This window comes from Kribbella sp. NBC_00359, from assembly GCF_036097425.1.
GTDB lineage: Bacteria > Actinomycetota > Actinomycetes > Propionibacteriales > Kribbellaceae > Kribbella.
In genome coordinates this window covers 2,113,354-2,127,323 of the sequence record NZ_CP107975.1, presented here as the reverse complement: position 1 = coordinate 2,127,323, position 13,970 = coordinate 2,113,354, and the positions used below count along the sequence as shown (strand labels likewise).

The window sequence follows — 13,970 nt, the reverse complement described above, 5'->3', positions numbered from 1 at the left end:
TGCTCGACTGCGAGCGGGTCTACCAACGCCAGGCCGAGGCCGCGATGAAATCAGCCGCAGACACCACACGAGTCCAGTTCGGCTGTCCAGTCGAACCGCCCGCTCGGTGGGGGAGTTGATCGGCGCGCTCGGTTCCGCCGTGGATGAACGGTCTGGCGGCCGTTCCGCGACCGACTGCACCCCCGTTTCGATCGACGGCTGGCGTCCCGCGTGCTCTCGCCGGAGGACCTGGACCGGCTGACAGCAGAAGTCGCAGGTCGGCCACCTGGCTGCTGATGAATCCCCTGCCGTTGGAGCAGCTCTGGAGCCCGGGTCCGCACCTCCTGGGTGGACCGGAGGGAGTTGTGCGGCGGCGGACAATGGGGACCATGCATGTGCGTGCGCCGGAGCTCAAGGGTCGTGGGTGGTTGAACACCGGGGGACGGGAGCTGAAGCTCTCGGACTTCCGGGGCCGCTTTCTGTTGCTGGATTTCTGGGCGTTCTGCTGCATCAACTGTCTGCATGTGCTGGACGAGTTGCGGCCGCTGGAGGAGAAGTACGGCGATGCGCTGGTGATCGTCGGCGTACATTCGCCGAAGTTCGCGCACGAGGGGGAGGAAGCCGCGGTCCGGGCTGCCGTGGAGCGGTACGAGGTGGGTCACCCCGTGCTGGATGATCCGGAGCTGATCACCTGGCAGAACTACACGGCCCGCGCCTGGCCGACGCTCGTACTGGTGGATCCGAACGGCTACATCGTCGCGCAGTACTCGGGCGAGGGCCACGCGCACGCCCTGGACGCGCTGCTGACCGAGTTGATCGCCGAGCACGAGCAGGCCGGCACGCTGACCCGAGGCAACTCGCCGTACGTCGCTCCCACCCCGGAGCCCAGGGATCTGCGCTTCCCGGCGAAGATCGTTGCGCTGGACAACGGATTCCTGGTCGCGGACGCCGGGAACCACAGCCTCGTCGAGCTCGCAGCCGACGCGGAGACCGTCGTCCGGCGGATCGGCACCGGTGAGCGTGGATTCGTCGACGGCGGCGCGTCCGAGGCGCGGTTCTCCGAGCCGAACGGGTTGACCCTGCTGCCGGACGAGGTGGCGGCGAGGGTCGGGTACGACGTCGTGGTCGCGGACACGGTGAACCACGCACTGCGCGGGATCACCTTGTACACCGGCGAGGTGACGACACTCGTTGGCACCGGCAAGCAATGGATGGACGGCGACGGCACGGACGTCCTCAGTTCACCGTGGGATGTCGCGTGGTGGCAGGACAAGGTGTGGATCGCGATGGCCGGCGTCCATCAGTTGTGGACGTACGATCCGTTCCGCAAGGTCACAGAAGTTGCCGCGGGCACCACGAACGAGGGGCTGAAGGACGGCCCGCTCGCCGAGGCGTGGTTCGCGCAGACGAGTGGTCTCGCGGTGGACGGGGACCGGCTCTGGCTGGCCGACTCCGAGATCTCCGCGCTGCGCTGGATCGACACCGAGGTGCACACCGCGGTCGGCACCGGCCTGTTCGACTTCGGGCTGCGTGACGGCAAGGCGAGCGAGGCGCTGCTCCAGCATCCGCTCGGTGTGACCGTGCTCCGCGATGGTTCGATCGCGATCGCCGACACCTACAACGGCGCCGTACGTCGCTATGACCCGCGCACCGACGTGGTCGACACGATGGCGACCGGCCTGGCCGAGCCGAGCGGTGCTGTTGTCGTGGGCAACGAACTGCTGGTGGTCGAGTCGGCCGCGCACCGGCTGACCCGGGTCCCGCTGGGCGCGTCGGCGACGGTGGACGAGTTCAGCACCCGGACGCAACGGCCGCCGATGGACCTCGCGGGCGGCGAGGTGACGTTGGAGGTCGTGTTCACGCCGCCGCCCGGGCAGAAGCTGGACAACCGGTACGGACCGTCGACGCGGTTACTGGTGTCGTCCACGCCGGAGAGCCTGCTCCGTGAGGGCGCGGGCGACTCGACCGACCTGACGCGCCGGCTCGTCATCGATGAGCGGGTCGGGGACGGGGTGCTGCACGTCGCCGTACAGGCTGCTTCCTGCGACGACTCGGCCGAGGTCGAGTTCCCGGCATGCCACATGCACCGGCAGGACTGGGGCCTGCCGATCCGCGTCACGGCGGACGGCCCCGCCCGGCTGGAACTGGTGCTGTCAGGCGCGACCGCCTGAGCTCTACTCCTGGATGTCGCGGTGGTGCTCCTCGACGACCCGGTACTCCTCCTCGACCGCTGGGTCGATCGCGTCGGTGTCGACGCGACGGCGCCGGTTGGTGATGTAGAAGGACAACGCGATGCCGGCCAGACCGGCCAGGATCAGGATGTAGCCCACCACCGTCAGGTTGACGGCGTCCCATGAGTCCCGGACGGCGAACGCCAGAATGGCGCCGACGACCATCAGAAAGATCCCCACACCGATGCTCACGCGAGCCTCCTAGTGACGTCCCCTATGCCCCGACGCTACTCCGCCGAGACGGCGTTATCCATCAACACCGGTGTCTTGTGCACCACCCGGCACTCAATTGGTACCCGCCGCCAAACCTGACTGATCAGTTGGTGCGGAGGTCGATGTCGCCGCTCACGGTGCTCGCGTCGATGGTGTGGGACCCGTTCGGGTCGTCGCCCAGCTCGTTGTCGACGTCCCCGCTGCGGGTGTCGGTGCTGACGTTGTAACCGCCGGACGGAGCGGTCACCTCGATATCGCTGCTGGTGCCCTTGGCGTGTACGTCGTTCGCCTCGGCCAGCCCGAGTTCGATGTCCCCGGAGCTGGTCTGGACGTTCACCGGGCCGCCCTTCAGACCGGAGGCCGTGATGTCGCCGGAGTTCGCTGTGACGTCCAGCTTGCCGGTGAGATCGCCGATCTCGACGTCGCCCGAGGTGAGGTCGAGCTTCACGTCGCCGCTGACATCGTCGAGCTCGATCTTGCCGGACCGCGACTTCGCGTCCACCCCGCTCACGCCGGAGATCGACAGGTCGCCGCTGCCGTTGTCGCCGGTCACCTTGGTGCCGCGCGGGACCGTCACCACGAAGTCGGACCTGCACTGCCAGCCGCAGTCGCCGTCGAGCTTGAGGACGCCGTCCTTCACGGAGTACGCGTCGCCGTGCTTCCAGAGCCAGTACGTGCGCTTCTCCTGGACCGTGGTCTTGTCGTCGTCGGACACCTTGATGGTGATGTCGGCGCTCTCGGCGGCCAGCTGGACCGTGGTGATCCGCTCGTCGACCTGGTGAGTGTCGTCGGAGTCCCGGTCCCCGAACTGCCAGAACGCCAGCCCCGCCGCAGCCACCAGAAGGATCGCCCCGAGCTGCTTGGTCTCCGCCATCATCCGCCTCTTCTCGTACCCCGCCCACCCTTGTCGGCTCGACAGTAGGCGCGGGCGCGGTGGCGGAGGATCCGGCAGACCCCCGGAGGCTTCCCTGAGCGGCTCCTCAGGGAAGCCTGAGTCAGCGGTGCAGCTCGCCCCGGGAGGTGGCCGCGGCGAGCTCGTCGCCGGTCGTGCCGTAGAACGTCCGGGCCCAGAGGGTGTCGTCGTACCAGTACGGCCCGTCGTCGCCCGGCAACGACGCCGGCGCCGTCCCGCGCTTCAGCGCCTGACGGCACTCGGCACACAACGGCAGCGTCAGCGTCGTCCCGTCGGCCTCGACCTGCGTCGCCTTCCGGCCGGCCCTTCCGTGCAAGGGATTGAAGGCGCACAACTCCGGTACGGGCGTTCGCCGTACGACCGGCCGCGAACGCCACGGACACGTCGTACTCGCGGCGCGCCTTGTCCAGCAGGACGTCGGTGTTCTCGCGGACCAGGCGCCGGCGTCGCTCGGGTGGACATCGCCGGGCGTGACGCGACCCTGGCTCGGACAGGGGAAGCCAAGCCAGGGTCGTGGTGTTGCCACCGGCAGAAACGTTGCTACACCAGCCACGTCCTCACCAGGGCAGATCGTGGGGCAGACCGGGGCAGATCAATCTGCCCCGAGGGTTTCGAGCCTCCGGCTCGACCCGCGCAAGTGGTCGAGCCGGAGGGGCTGGAAACTCAGAACGCGGACTCGGGCAGGTCCATGATGTCGAGGTCGGTGAGCTCGGCCTTGATGCGCTCGGCCCGGACCGTCGGCATCGTGGAGCGGACGAACCACTGGGCCGCCGCGACCTTGCCGGAGTAGAAGTCCTGGTCGGCGGGGGAGAGCTCGCCGCCGAGAGCGTTCAGCGCGACCTCGGCCTGACGCAGCATCAGCCAGGAGCAGACCACGTCACCGAGGACGTACAGCAGCCGCGACGTGTTCAGGCCGACCTTGTAGATGTTGCGCGGGTCGCCGTTCTCCGCCTGCGGGTTGCTCGCCATCAGCGCCTGGCCCATCACGCCCAGGATCTTCTGGGTGTCCTCCAGGCCCTTCGCCAGCAGCGCCCGCTCCTCCTTCAACCGGCCGTTGCCCGCCTCCGAGGCGACGAAGCCCTGGATCAGGTCGGCCAGGTGGCCCAGCGCCTTGCCCTGGTCCTTGATGATCTTGCGGAAGAACAGGTCCTGGCCCTGGATCGCGGTCGTGCCTTCGTAGAGCGTGTCGATCTTCGCGTCCCGCACGTACTGCTCGATCGGGTAGTCCTGCAGGAAGCCGGACCCACCGAAGGTCTGCAGCGACTCGGTGCCGAGCAGCGTCCACGACTTCTCCGAGCCGTAGCCCTTGACCAGCGGCAGCAGCAGGTCGTTCACCCCTTCGGCGACCGCGTCGTGCTCACCGGCGTACCGGGCCTGCTCCGCGCGATCCTGGTACGTCGCGGTGAACAACACCAGCGCCCGCAGCGCCTCGGCGTACGCCTTCTGTGTCATCAGCGAACGGCGGACGTCCGGGTGGTGCGTGATCGTCACCCGCGGTGCGTCCTTGGCCGGCTGGGTCAGGTCGGCACCCTGCACCCGCTCCTTCGCGTACTCGAGCGCGTTCAGGTAGCCGGTGGAGAGCGTGGCGATCGCCTTCGTGCCGACCATCATCCGCGCGTACTCGATCACCTGGAACATCTGCGCGATGCCGTCGTGCACCTCGCCGAGCAGCCAGCCCTTGGCCGGTACGCCGTCGCCGAAGGTGATCTCGCAGGTCGTGGAGACCTTGATGCCCATCTTCTTCTCGACGTTCGTGACGAAGGCGCCGTTGCGCTCCCCGGTCAGCTCGCCGGTCTCCAGGTCGAAGTCGTACTTCGGGACGACGAAGAGGCTCAGGCCCTTGGTCCCCGGGCCACCGACACCGTCGATGCCCTGCGGCCGCGCGAGGACGAGGTGGATGATGTTCTCGGTCAGGTCGTGCTCGCCCGAGGTGATGAACCGCTTGACGCCCTCGATGTGCCAGCTGCCGTCCTCCTGCAGCGTCGCCTTCGTCCGCCCGGCGCCCACATCGGATCCGGCGTCCGGCTCGGTCAGCACCATGGTGGCGCCCCAGCCGCGCTCGATGATGTGGTGCGCGATCTTCTGGTCCCGCTCGGTGCCGTTGCGCCAGAGCACGTGCGCGAAGTTGGGGCCGGCGGCGTACATGTGCACAGCCGGGTTGGCGCCAAGCACCAGCTCCGCGGCGGCCCAGCGCAGCGACGGCGGGGTCGGCTGGCCGCCCAGCTCGGCGGGCAGCTCGAGCTTGAACCACTCGGCATCCATGTAGGCGTGGTAGCTCTTCTTGAACGCCTCGGGCATCCGGACCTCGTGCGTGTCCGGGTCGAAGACCGGCGGGTTGCGGTCGGCCTCGGCGAAGGACCCGGCCAGCTCGTGCTTGGCCAGGCGGTCGATCTCCGCCAGCACCTCGCGCGCGGTGTCGACGTCCATGTCGGCGTACGGGCCCTGCCCGAGCACCTCGTCACGGCCCAGGACCTCGAGCAGGTTGAACTCGATGTCCCGCAGATTCGACTTGTAGTGGCTCACAGGGGCTCCCCTACCTCTTCGCAGCATTGTACTCACGAGTAACTTAAGTATATACCCGCCGGTAATGAAGGCAAAGTGCGATTGGGTGTGAGGTATGAAGCTGATTTACGAGACGCACTCGATCACGCTCGACAACGAACGCGGCATCGCGACCGGCTGGTTGCCTGGCGAGCTGTCGGCGGAAGGGCTCCGGCTGGCCGCGGAGCTGGGCCCACGACGGAAGGACGTCGACGTCGTGTTCAGCTCCGATCTGCGGCGGGCGGTCGACACGGTCGAGCTGGCCGGTCTGGCCGCCCCGCACTTCGTCGACTGGCGGCTCCGCGAATGCAACTACGGCGAACTGAACGGCGCGCCGGTGGACGCGCTCGACCCGCGGATCGAGCGCGTCCACGAACCGTTCCCCGGCGGGCAGAGCTACGACGACGTGGTCGAGCTGACCCGCTCGTTCCTGGCCGACGTCAAGCGGTGGTACGACCACGCAACCGTCCTTGTCGTGGCACATTCCGCCAACCGGTGGGCGCTGGAACACCTCCTCGGCAGCCGCGCGCCGATGGCCGAGCTGATCGTTGCCCCGTTCAACTGGCAACCGGGCTGGGAGTACGAGTTGTAGCCCTGAGCCCCGAGTCGAAGACCTTGTCCCGACCTAGGATGCTGCGGAATGAGCAGGAGGTCGCGCACGGCCTCACGAGTCGTACTGGAGATGGCGATGGCCTGGGGATTTGGAACTGGGAGCAACAAGGCGAAGGACGATATGGCCGGCGAAGTGGTCGAGGAGAAGTCCAGGCTCTTCGGCAAGGTAGTCGGCAAGCTCGATGAGCAAGGCAAGAAAGCGGCGGCAGACAACATCACCAGGAATGCCGGCCGGGCAGACTCGCCAGAGGTACTGGCCGACAGGCGCAGTCGTGGCAAGGGCGGCAACAGCGGTCAGAGTCGCTGAGCGAAGGATGGCCGGCTCTTGCGGCCGGCCATCCCGTTGCACTAAGGCGTGTAGACCGTCGCGCTGCCGTAGAGCTTCTGGGTGAAGGCGGTCATGTACGACGAGGTGTCCGACTCGGTCAGGTTGTAGGTGAGGAAGACGCCGTACCCCTCGCTGACCGTCCGTTGGGCGAGAGTGGCCGCGGTGGCCGAGCTCGTCGCGGTGTAGGACACGGCGGCCGGCGAGAGGCGGGACTTGGAAGTCGGTCCGCTTGGGACGCCCCAGGTGCCGTAGTACGGATTCCAGGCGTAGTCGAACGTGTTGGCGATGCTCTGGCCGTTGTAGGTGAGGCGGTCCGCGGCGGGGCCGATGTCGTAGAGCGTGATCAGCTTGTTCGGGAGCTTGGCGCGGAGCGCCTGGACCAGGTAGACGAACGAGAAGTCGTTCGGCTGGCCGGTGCCGTTGTTGCCGTACTCGGCGTACTCGTCGTCGAAGTCGATACCGTCCAGGCCGTACTGGTTGACCGCGTCGGCGAGCTGCTGGGCGAAGGCGTCGGCAGCTGCCTGGGACGGGAAGTTCGCGAAGCCGGCGCCCTGATGGTTGCCGAGGATCGACAGCAGGACCTTGATGCCCTTCTGCTGCAGGGGCCGGACCTGGGTCGCGACGTTGTCGAGCACGCTCTGCACCTGCTGGTTGAAGGACAGGTACGCGTTCGAGCCGTCGTAGTTGATGTTCGCCGCGAAGATCACCGCGACGTCGATCACCTGGGCGCCGCCTTTCGCCAGCGTGTACTTGCCGGCGCTCAGCATGCTGTGGTCGTTGACCTCGATATAGGCGACCGTGACCGGGCCGGTCTTCGCCGCGCGGCAGTGCTTCCCCTGCGCCTGGGCGGGCAGCGCGACACCGGTGGTGGCCGCGGCGGCACCGGCGGCCAGAGCTAACAACAGGGTCCTTCTGCGCATGGGTTGTGGACTCATACGATCGACTCCTCGTCAAAGATGGGCGGTGCGCTATAGCGGTTAAGTACCCACCACCGCCCGGCCGGGGGTCCAGGCGGTGAGAGGAGATAAACCGGTATAGCGACACCGATCATCGATCGGTCCCGAACCCAGTGTCAAGGGCTCGCCGCGGAGAGCTACCGGGACCCCAGCGGGAAGGCCACCACTTCCTCGGGCGTGACGTTCAGCGGCAGCGCCACGACGGCCACGCCATCCTTGTAGTGGAGCGGGGTGGTGGGCCTGCCGCCTATCGTGCTCCAGCCGGCCGGCTTGCCCATGTCCAGGGCCACGAGCACGCTCGTCGTTCCCTTGGTGACGACGAAGACGGGATAGCGGTCAGGGTTCGGGAACAGGGTCGTTCCCACCTCCGGCCGGCTCTCGCCGCGCTCGGATACCAGGGAGATGGCGGTGTAGATCCCGTGCAGCGCGTATTTGACCTTCGGGTCGGGGGTCGGTGCCTGATAATGCTGCAGCACGATAGCGACGCGGCCGGCCGGAGTGTTCCCGGCCCAGTAGATCCTCGCGCTCCCGCGCAAGGAATCCCAGAAGTTCCCCCTGATGCCGCCGAACTTGCCGTGCTGTTCGACCTTCGCGCGGCGCCAGGCCGCCTGCACCTCGTCGATGAAGTGAGTGCCGGCGAGGTCGCCGCGGGTCTCGTCCTTCATCAGGAACGCGTAGGGATCGTCCGGAGCCGGCGTCACCGGATCCATCCACGGCGTCGACGTCGCCACCGGAGCCTGATCGGCACGGTCGCGGAACGCCGGTACGCCGATCGCCGCGCCGGCGAGTGCGGTCACGGCCAGTACGCCGGCGGCGAGTGCGGTGAGCCGGCGCCGGCGCAGCCGGCGGTCACCACCGACGCGGGCGCGGTCGAGGAGGTCCGGTGGGGCTTCGATGTCGTCGACGCCGGCACTCAGTCGCCGCTTGAGCTCGGTCTCGGTCATCGCAGTTCCTCCAGGATCGCGGGTTCGGTGATCAGGCGGAGCCGGTCGAGGGCGCGCGAGGTCTGGCTCTTCACGGTGCCGACCGCGCACCCGAGCGCCTCGGCGGTCTGGATCTCGGTCAGATCCTCGTAGTACCGCAGCACGATCACGGCGCGCTGCCGCGGCGGCAGCGTCTGCAGCGCCGCCAGCAACTCATGCCGTACGGCGTAGCTCTCGGAACCGTCCGGTGTGGGCCGATCGTGGTCGTCGGCCAGGGCGACCTCGGCCGGCCGCCGGCGCCTGGTGCGCCACCGGTTGGCGGCCAGGTTGGCCAGCGTCTTGCGGGCGTAGGCCTCGGGGAGGCCGGTCCGGATCCGCGGCCAGTGGACGTAGATCCGCTCGTACGTCTCCTGGACAAGGTCCTCGGCCGCGGCCCGGTCGCCGGTGAGCAGTACGGCGGTCCGCAGCAGCCGGGTCGCGCTGCCGCGGACGAACTCGTCGAAATCGTCTCCCCGGGAGACCATCCGCCCCTCCTTGATCAGGTGGCCGTTACCGAGAATGACACCGGCGGCGCGGGGAAGGTTGCATTCCGGGTCGCGGGAACGGGAACAAATAGACGAAGATGGGTCGTGGGGTGGGAGGAATTTGCCGACGCCGAGTGGAAGAGGATTTCCGATGAGCGCACCAACCACGCCCGTCGTCGACACCCCGCGGATCCGGCGGTCGCTGGTCGCCGGGACGGTCGGCAACTTCGTCGAGTGGTACGAGTTCGGGGCGTACGGGTTCTTCGCGACCGTGATCGCGGCCAACTTCTTCAGCAGTACGTGGTGCGGGCCCTGCAGGGGCTCTCGGCGGGTGGTGAGTTCGGCGGTGCGGTGTCGATCATGACCGAGTTCGCGCCGAAGACGAAGCGCGGCCTGTACGGCGCTTGGCAGTCGTTCACCGTGGCCCTCGGACTGCTCGCAGGGGCCGGGCTGGCGGCGATTCTGGCCACGTCGCTGAGCCAGGAGGCGCTGTCGGACTGGGGGTGGCGGGTGCCGTTCCTGGTCGCGTTGCCGCTCGGCCTGGTGGCGTTGTGGCTGCGACTGAAGCTCGACGAGACGCCGAACTTCACCCGCGCCGCCCAGGAGGAGCCACAACCGGCGGAGCCACGGGAGGTCGCGAAGGCGATTGCCCTGGGCATCGGTCGGTTGATGGGCTGGTCCGCGGCCGGCTACACGTTCCTCGTCGTGATGCCGTCGTACCTGCAGGCGACATTGCACGCGACCTTCCAGCAGGCGCTGGTCGCGACCGTCCTGGCGAACACTGGGTTCGCGGCGTCGATCATTCCGGCCGGCTGGCTGAGCGACCGGATCGGGCGGCGGCCGGTGATGGTGACCGGCGCCGCGCTCGTCGTCGTACTCGCGTTCCCGTTGATGAATCTCCTGCAGGACGAGGAGTCCGGGAACGTTGCCAAGGGCGTCGCGGTGTTCGCCGCCGGTCTGGTCGTCGGGTTGATGGCCGGTCCGGGTCCTGCGATGCTGGCGGAGATGTTCCCGACCCGGGCGCGCTACACCGGCCTCGGGCTGGCGTACTCGTTGTCCAACGCGGTGTTCTCGGGGTCGGCCGGGCTCATCATCACCGAGTTGATCAAGCGGACGAAGAACGTCGACATCCCGGCCTGGTATGTGGCCGTGACGTGTGCGGTGAGCGTGGCAGCGCTGCTCACGTTGCGTGGAGACGACTACCGACGGGAGTTGCGGGACTGACATGCGAGTCATCGGCCTGATGTCCGGGACGTCGTACGACGCCATCGATGCCGCCGCGGCGGATCTTCGGCTGGACGGCGATCAGTTGGTGCTGACGCCGCTCGGCCTGCTGAGCCAGCCCTATCCGGACGAGCTGCGGGCCGCCGTCGCCAGTTCGTTGCCTCCGGCAAGTACGACGATGGAGCAGGTGTGCCGGCTGGACACCGGGATCGGGCAGGCGTTCGCCGACGTCGCGCGGCAGGCGGTCGAGCAGTTGTGTGGCGGGCACGCCGATCTGATCGTGTCGCACGGGCAGACGATGTTCCACTGGGTCGACGGAGGGTCGGTGCGCGGGACGCTGCAGCTGGGGCAGCCGGCCTGGATCGCGGAGGCGACCGGGATCTCGGTGGTGTCGGATCTGCGGTCGCGTGATGTGGCGGCGGGCGGCCAGGGTGCACCGCTTGTCAGCATCCTCGACGTGCTCTGGTTGCGCGGGCGTAGCGGCGTACCGATCGCGCTGAATCTCGGCGGGATCGCGAACATCACCGTGGTGCATGGTGAACCTGTTGCCTTCGACACCGGTCCGGCGAACGCGCTGATCGATGCGGTGGTGGCGGAGCTGACCGGTCGTGCGTTCGACGCGGACGGGGTGATGGCCGCACGCGGGCGGGTGAACGAGGAGTTGCTCGGGCGGTTGCTGGCGGAGCCGTACTACGGCCGGCCGGCGCCGAAGTCGACGGGGAAGGAACTGTTCAACCTCGCGTATCTCGCGCGCGCACTGGAGGGGCTGCCGGATATCCCGGCCGACGATCTGGTCGCCACGGTGACGACGCTGACCGCCCGGACCGTTGGCGACGCGGTGCGACGGTACGGCGGGACCGAGGTGATCGCGTCCGGCGGTGGGATCCGGAATCCGGTGCTGATGCATCTGCTCGCGTCGGAGGTCGGCGTCCCGGTGCGGACGACCGACGAGCTCGGGCTCCCGTCGGCGGCCAAGGAGGCGTACGCGTTCGCCGTACTGGGCTTCCTGACGACCCATGGGCTCGGCGGGACGGTGCCGAGCTGCACGGGCGCGGGGCATTCGAGCGTGCTCGGGTCGGTCACTCCCGGGCTGCGCGGCCTGCCGGTTGTTCCGGCCGACGTGCGGCCTCCCGTGCGGCTGGTGGTGGGCTGACCGCACTGAGTGTCGCGCGAGTGGTGGAGCTTGGCGCTGCTGACGCCCATGCACGCACCTCGGGGCACTTGAGCAGCATCCACGATGCTCCGCATCGAGGACGCTCCTCAAGCACCCCGATGCACGCACCTGGACGCCACCATCGCTCAAGCTCCACCACTCGCGCGACACTAGGACTGTGACGAGGTTGTTCGTGGTGACCGGTGCGCCCGGTTCTGGGAAATCGACAGTGGTGCCTGAGTTGCTCCGGCTGAGTCCGGGGAACCTGGTCGTGATGGACATGGACGAGTTACTGGACGACCACGGCCGGTTGCTCGGGATCGACATCGCGAGTCCGACCGCGGTGCCGATCTGGCCGGCGTACAACGCGCTGTGGTTGCGGATCACCGAGCTGGTCCGGCGGTCCGGGATCCCCGTGCTGTTGCTGTCGCCGCTGCTGCCCGCCGAGCTGCCCGAGGGGCGGTGGCTGCATCTGGACTGCCCCGACGCGGTCCGGCGGAAACGGCTCGCCGGGCGAGGCTGGCCGGCGGCGCAGATCGAGGAGGCGCTGGAGGATGCGGCCGAGCTCCGCAAGCACGTGCCGCGGTCGGTGCGGGGTGACGTCGCGCCGGAGCGGTGCGCGAAGAGCATCCTCGAGTGGCTCCGCGGCGAACGCTTCGGCCGCCCGCTGAACCTCTGGGGACGGCTCCGGAGTTGACCTTCGAGTTGCTTCAGGGGTGAGGGTCGGGCTCATGTTGACGATCAGTGAGTTCGCCCGGCTGGTGGGGCTGGCGCCGAGTGCGCTGCGGTTCTACGACGACTGCGGCCTGTTGCCGCCCGCGGACGTGGACCGCGCGAACGGCTACCGCTACTACAGCCTGTCCCAGCAACCCCGCGCCCGCCTCCTCCGCGACCTCCGCGAAATCGACCTCCCGCTGGCCGACGTCCGCGTCGCCCTCGACGCGGATCCCGCCGTACTCGCGGACGTCGTCAGAGCCCACCTCCGCACGGTCGAGTCCAAGACAGCCGCCGCCCGCGCGGCTGCCGAGCACCTCCTGACCCAGCTCCTCACCGAACAGACAACCGTGCTGCTCGGCGGTCCCGAATTCGCCAGCGCCCTCCGCCAGGTAACCCCCGCCGCAACCGCCGCCGGCACGAGCGGGGTGGAGGCGGAGCTGGCGATTGCGCTTGGATGTGTGTTGATCGAGTTGGCGCCCGACGAGGTGACATTCGTGGCGACTGACAGGTACCGGCTGGCGGTGCGGACTGTGCGGGCGATGGACTTCACAGGACCGAGCGCGCGGATGTTGGTGCGGGCGGATGAGTTGGCCGAGCTCGGGCGGTGGGCGGCGGCTGGGGAGACTGTGCGGGTGGAGGTCGGCGCTGGGGGTGCCGAGCTGGTGCGCGGGGACGAGGTCCGGCAGATCAGCGTGGTGGCGGCGGACTATCCGGCGTACCAAGGGATTCTGGATGGGCTTGCGGCGCCGGTCTGTCGGGTGGTTGTGGACCGGACCGCGTTGCGGGCGGCGCTGGAGGGCCGTGACGTGGTTGCCTTCGACATCGGTTCGGGCAAGCTGACGGTCGACGGTGATCAGACGCTCGAGGTGATCGGGTCGGGGGCGGCGCGCATCGGGTTCACCGCGGAGTTGCTGGGCGCCGCGCTGGAGGCGAGCGTCGGACCAGACGTGCTCCTGGAAATCTGCGCCCAGGACCGTCCAGTCGTCATACGCTCAGCCGACCAGGGCACCTTCACCACCCTGGTAATGCCCGTCCGGCTGGATGCGTGAACCGGGCTGGTCTGGGGCGAACCAGTGGGAGTTGTGGAGCGTCGTACCGGGACGTGACGGTTATCTGGATCAATGGGACTTTTGGGGCCGGCAAGACGACTACGGCTGGGGTGTTGGTCGGGTTGAGTGAGGGGACACGGCTGTTTGATCCGGAGCATGTCGGCTACATGCTGAGGGCCAACCTGAGTGACCAGGAGTTCACCGACTTCCAGCAGCTTCCGCCATGGCGGATGCTCGTCCCCGTCGTCATGGACGAGATCGCCCGGCTCACGGGCGACCACTTGATCGCCGTACAAACGGTCCTCGTCGAGTCCTACTGGCGCGAGCTTGAGGAGGGGCTCCGCGCTCGCGGTCACGACATCGTCCACGTCGTCCTGGACGCCGACGCCGAAACCCTCCACACCCGCATCGACGCCGACCCCGAGGGCCACGACATCCGCCCGTGGCGCCACAACCACGTGGCCGCCTACCAATCCGCCCGCCCCTGGCTCCTCCCAGCAGCCGACCTGGTCATAGACACCACCAAACACCCAGCCCAATCAGCCGCCGAACAAATCCGCGATCACCTCGGGAGCCTGGTGTCGTAAGACGTTGTGTCTTACATTGG

At 68.3% G+C, this 13,970-nt stretch carries 16 protein-coding genes; 9 read left to right on the top strand and 7 right to left on the bottom strand.

What is annotated here, in order from left to right:
- The first annotated feature begins 368 nt into the window (after window positions 1-368).
- Entirely contained in the window at window positions 369-2,150 is a 1,782-nt protein-coding gene (locus OG876_RS10370; RefSeq protein ID WP_328524585.1) for an NHL domain-containing thioredoxin family protein, read from the top strand.
- 3 nt (window positions 2,151-2,153) lie between these two features.
- Here the strand turns inward: OG876_RS10370 and OG876_RS10365 are convergent, their stop codons facing one another.
- The 4 genes from OG876_RS10365 to OG876_RS10350 form a co-directional block, all read right to left on the bottom strand.
- Entirely contained in the window at window positions 2,154-2,402 is a 249-nt protein-coding gene (locus tag OG876_RS10365) for a DUF6458 family protein (RefSeq protein WP_328524584.1), read from the bottom strand.
- A gap of 124 nt (window positions 2,403-2,526) precedes the next feature.
- A complete protein-coding gene (locus tag OG876_RS10360) occupies window positions 2,527-3,300 on the bottom strand; it encodes a DUF4097 family beta strand repeat-containing protein (RefSeq protein ID WP_328524583.1) in 774 nt (257 codons plus the stop codon).
- Between the two features lie 118 nt (window positions 3,301-3,418).
- Window positions 3,419-3,652 carry a hypothetical protein gene (locus OG876_RS10355; protein ID WP_328524582.1) on the bottom strand — a complete coding sequence of 78 codons (234 nt, stop codon included), beginning with the start codon at window positions 3,650-3,652 and terminating at the stop codon, window positions 3,419-3,421.
- A 347-nt stretch (window positions 3,653-3,999) separates the two neighbouring features.
- Window positions 4,000-5,859 carry an acyl-CoA dehydrogenase gene (locus tag OG876_RS10350; RefSeq protein WP_328524581.1) on the bottom strand — a complete coding sequence of 620 codons (1,860 nt, stop codon included), beginning with the start codon at window positions 5,857-5,859 and terminating at the stop codon, window positions 4,000-4,002.
- A 94-nt stretch (window positions 5,860-5,953) separates the two neighbouring features.
- Here OG876_RS10350 and OG876_RS10345 point away from each other — a divergent pair, with 94 nt between their 5' ends.
- Together OG876_RS10345 and OG876_RS10340 are read left to right on the top strand one after the other, a co-directional pair.
- Entirely contained in the window at window positions 5,954-6,469 is a 516-nt protein-coding gene (locus tag OG876_RS10345; RefSeq protein WP_328524580.1) for a histidine phosphatase family protein, read from the top strand.
- A 90-nt stretch (window positions 6,470-6,559) separates the two neighbouring features.
- Entirely contained in the window at window positions 6,560-6,796 is a 237-nt protein-coding gene (locus tag OG876_RS10340) for a hypothetical protein (protein WP_328524579.1), read from the top strand.
- 41 nt (window positions 6,797-6,837) lie between these two features.
- Here the strand turns inward: OG876_RS10340 and OG876_RS10335 are convergent, their stop codons facing one another.
- The 3 genes from OG876_RS10335 to OG876_RS10325 all read right to left on the bottom strand — a co-directional run bounded on the left by OG876_RS10335 (window position 6,838) and on the right by OG876_RS10325 (window position 9,220).
- Window positions 6,838-7,737 carry an endo-beta-N-acetylglucosaminidase H gene (locus tag OG876_RS10335; protein ID WP_328524578.1) on the bottom strand — a complete coding sequence of 300 codons (900 nt, stop codon included), beginning with the start codon at window positions 7,735-7,737 and terminating at the stop codon, window positions 6,838-6,840.
- A 173-nt stretch (window positions 7,738-7,910) separates the two neighbouring features.
- On the bottom strand, window positions 7,911-8,717 hold the full coding sequence (locus tag OG876_RS10330; RefSeq protein ID WP_328524577.1) for a hypothetical protein: 807 nt from the start codon (window positions 8,715-8,717) through the stop codon (window positions 7,911-7,913).
- Window positions 8,714-9,220: a SigE family RNA polymerase sigma factor gene (locus OG876_RS10325; protein ID WP_328524576.1), complete on the bottom strand. Its 507-nt coding sequence runs from the start codon at window positions 9,218-9,220 to the stop codon at window positions 8,714-8,716. The genes OG876_RS10330 and OG876_RS10325 overlap by 4 nt, the downstream gene beginning before the upstream one ends.
- Before the next feature lie 151 nt (window positions 9,221-9,371).
- On the opposite strand from OG876_RS10325, the gene OG876_RS10320 reads away from it, so the two are divergent.
- From OG876_RS10320 to OG876_RS10295, 6 genes are all read left to right on the top strand, one after another.
- A complete protein-coding gene (locus OG876_RS10320; RefSeq protein WP_328524575.1) occupies window positions 9,372-9,584 on the top strand; it encodes a hypothetical protein in 213 nt (70 codons plus the stop codon).
- On the top strand, window positions 9,521-10,444 hold the full coding sequence (locus OG876_RS10315) for an MFS transporter (RefSeq protein ID WP_328524574.1): 924 nt from the start codon (window positions 9,521-9,523) through the stop codon (window positions 10,442-10,444). The genes OG876_RS10320 and OG876_RS10315 overlap by 64 nt, the downstream gene beginning before the upstream one ends.
- Before the next feature lies 1 nt (window position 10,445).
- Window positions 10,446-11,597: an anhydro-N-acetylmuramic acid kinase gene (locus OG876_RS10310; protein WP_328524573.1), complete on the top strand. Its 1,152-nt coding sequence runs from the start codon at window positions 10,446-10,448 to the stop codon at window positions 11,595-11,597.
- Between the two features lie 178 nt (window positions 11,598-11,775).
- Window positions 11,776-12,294, top strand: a complete 519-nt coding sequence (locus OG876_RS10305; RefSeq protein WP_328524572.1) for an AAA family ATPase — start codon at window positions 11,776-11,778, stop codon at window positions 12,292-12,294.
- Between the two features lie 34 nt (window positions 12,295-12,328).
- On the top strand, window positions 12,329-13,363 hold the full coding sequence (locus OG876_RS10300) for a DNA polymerase III subunit beta family protein (protein ID WP_328524571.1): 1,035 nt from the start codon (window positions 12,329-12,331) through the stop codon (window positions 13,361-13,363).
- Window positions 13,360-13,950 carry an AAA family ATPase gene (locus OG876_RS10295; RefSeq protein WP_442914116.1) on the top strand — a complete coding sequence of 197 codons (591 nt, stop codon included), beginning with the start codon at window positions 13,360-13,362 and terminating at the stop codon, window positions 13,948-13,950. The genes OG876_RS10300 and OG876_RS10295 overlap by 4 nt, the downstream gene beginning before the upstream one ends.
- The last annotated feature ends 20 nt before the right edge of the window (window positions 13,951-13,970 follow it).

Excerpts from the sequence above, each read along its gene's own strand:
- OG876_RS10370 (WP_328524585.1), top strand. The coding sequence starts at position 369 with ATGCATGTGCGTGCGCCGGAGCTCAAGGGTCGTGGGTGGTTGAACACC.
- OG876_RS10360 (WP_328524583.1), bottom strand. The coding sequence starts at position 3,300 with ATGATGGCGGAGACCAAGCAGCTCGGGGCGATCCTTCTGGTGGCTGCG.
- OG876_RS10345 (WP_328524580.1), top strand. The coding sequence starts at position 5,954 with ATGAAGCTGATTTACGAGACGCACTCGATCACGCTCGACAACGAACGC.
- OG876_RS10340 (WP_328524579.1), top strand. The coding sequence starts at position 6,560 with ATGGCGATGGCCTGGGGATTTGGAACTGGGAGCAACAAGGCGAAGGAC.
- OG876_RS10335 (WP_328524578.1), bottom strand. The coding sequence starts at position 7,737 with ATGCGCAGAAGGACCCTGTTGTTAGCTCTGGCCGCCGGTGCCGCCGCG.
- OG876_RS10330 (WP_328524577.1), bottom strand. The coding sequence starts at position 8,717 with ATGACCGAGACCGAGCTCAAGCGGCGACTGAGTGCCGGCGTCGACGAC.
- OG876_RS10325 (WP_328524576.1), bottom strand. The coding sequence starts at position 9,220 with ATGGTCTCCCGGGGAGACGATTTCGACGAGTTCGTCCGCGGCAGCGCG.
- OG876_RS10320 (WP_328524575.1), top strand. The coding sequence starts at position 9,372 with ATGAGCGCACCAACCACGCCCGTCGTCGACACCCCGCGGATCCGGCGG.
- OG876_RS10310 (WP_328524573.1), top strand. The coding sequence starts at position 10,446 with ATGCGAGTCATCGGCCTGATGTCCGGGACGTCGTACGACGCCATCGAT.
- OG876_RS10300 (WP_328524571.1), top strand. The coding sequence starts at position 12,329 with ATGTTGACGATCAGTGAGTTCGCCCGGCTGGTGGGGCTGGCGCCGAGT.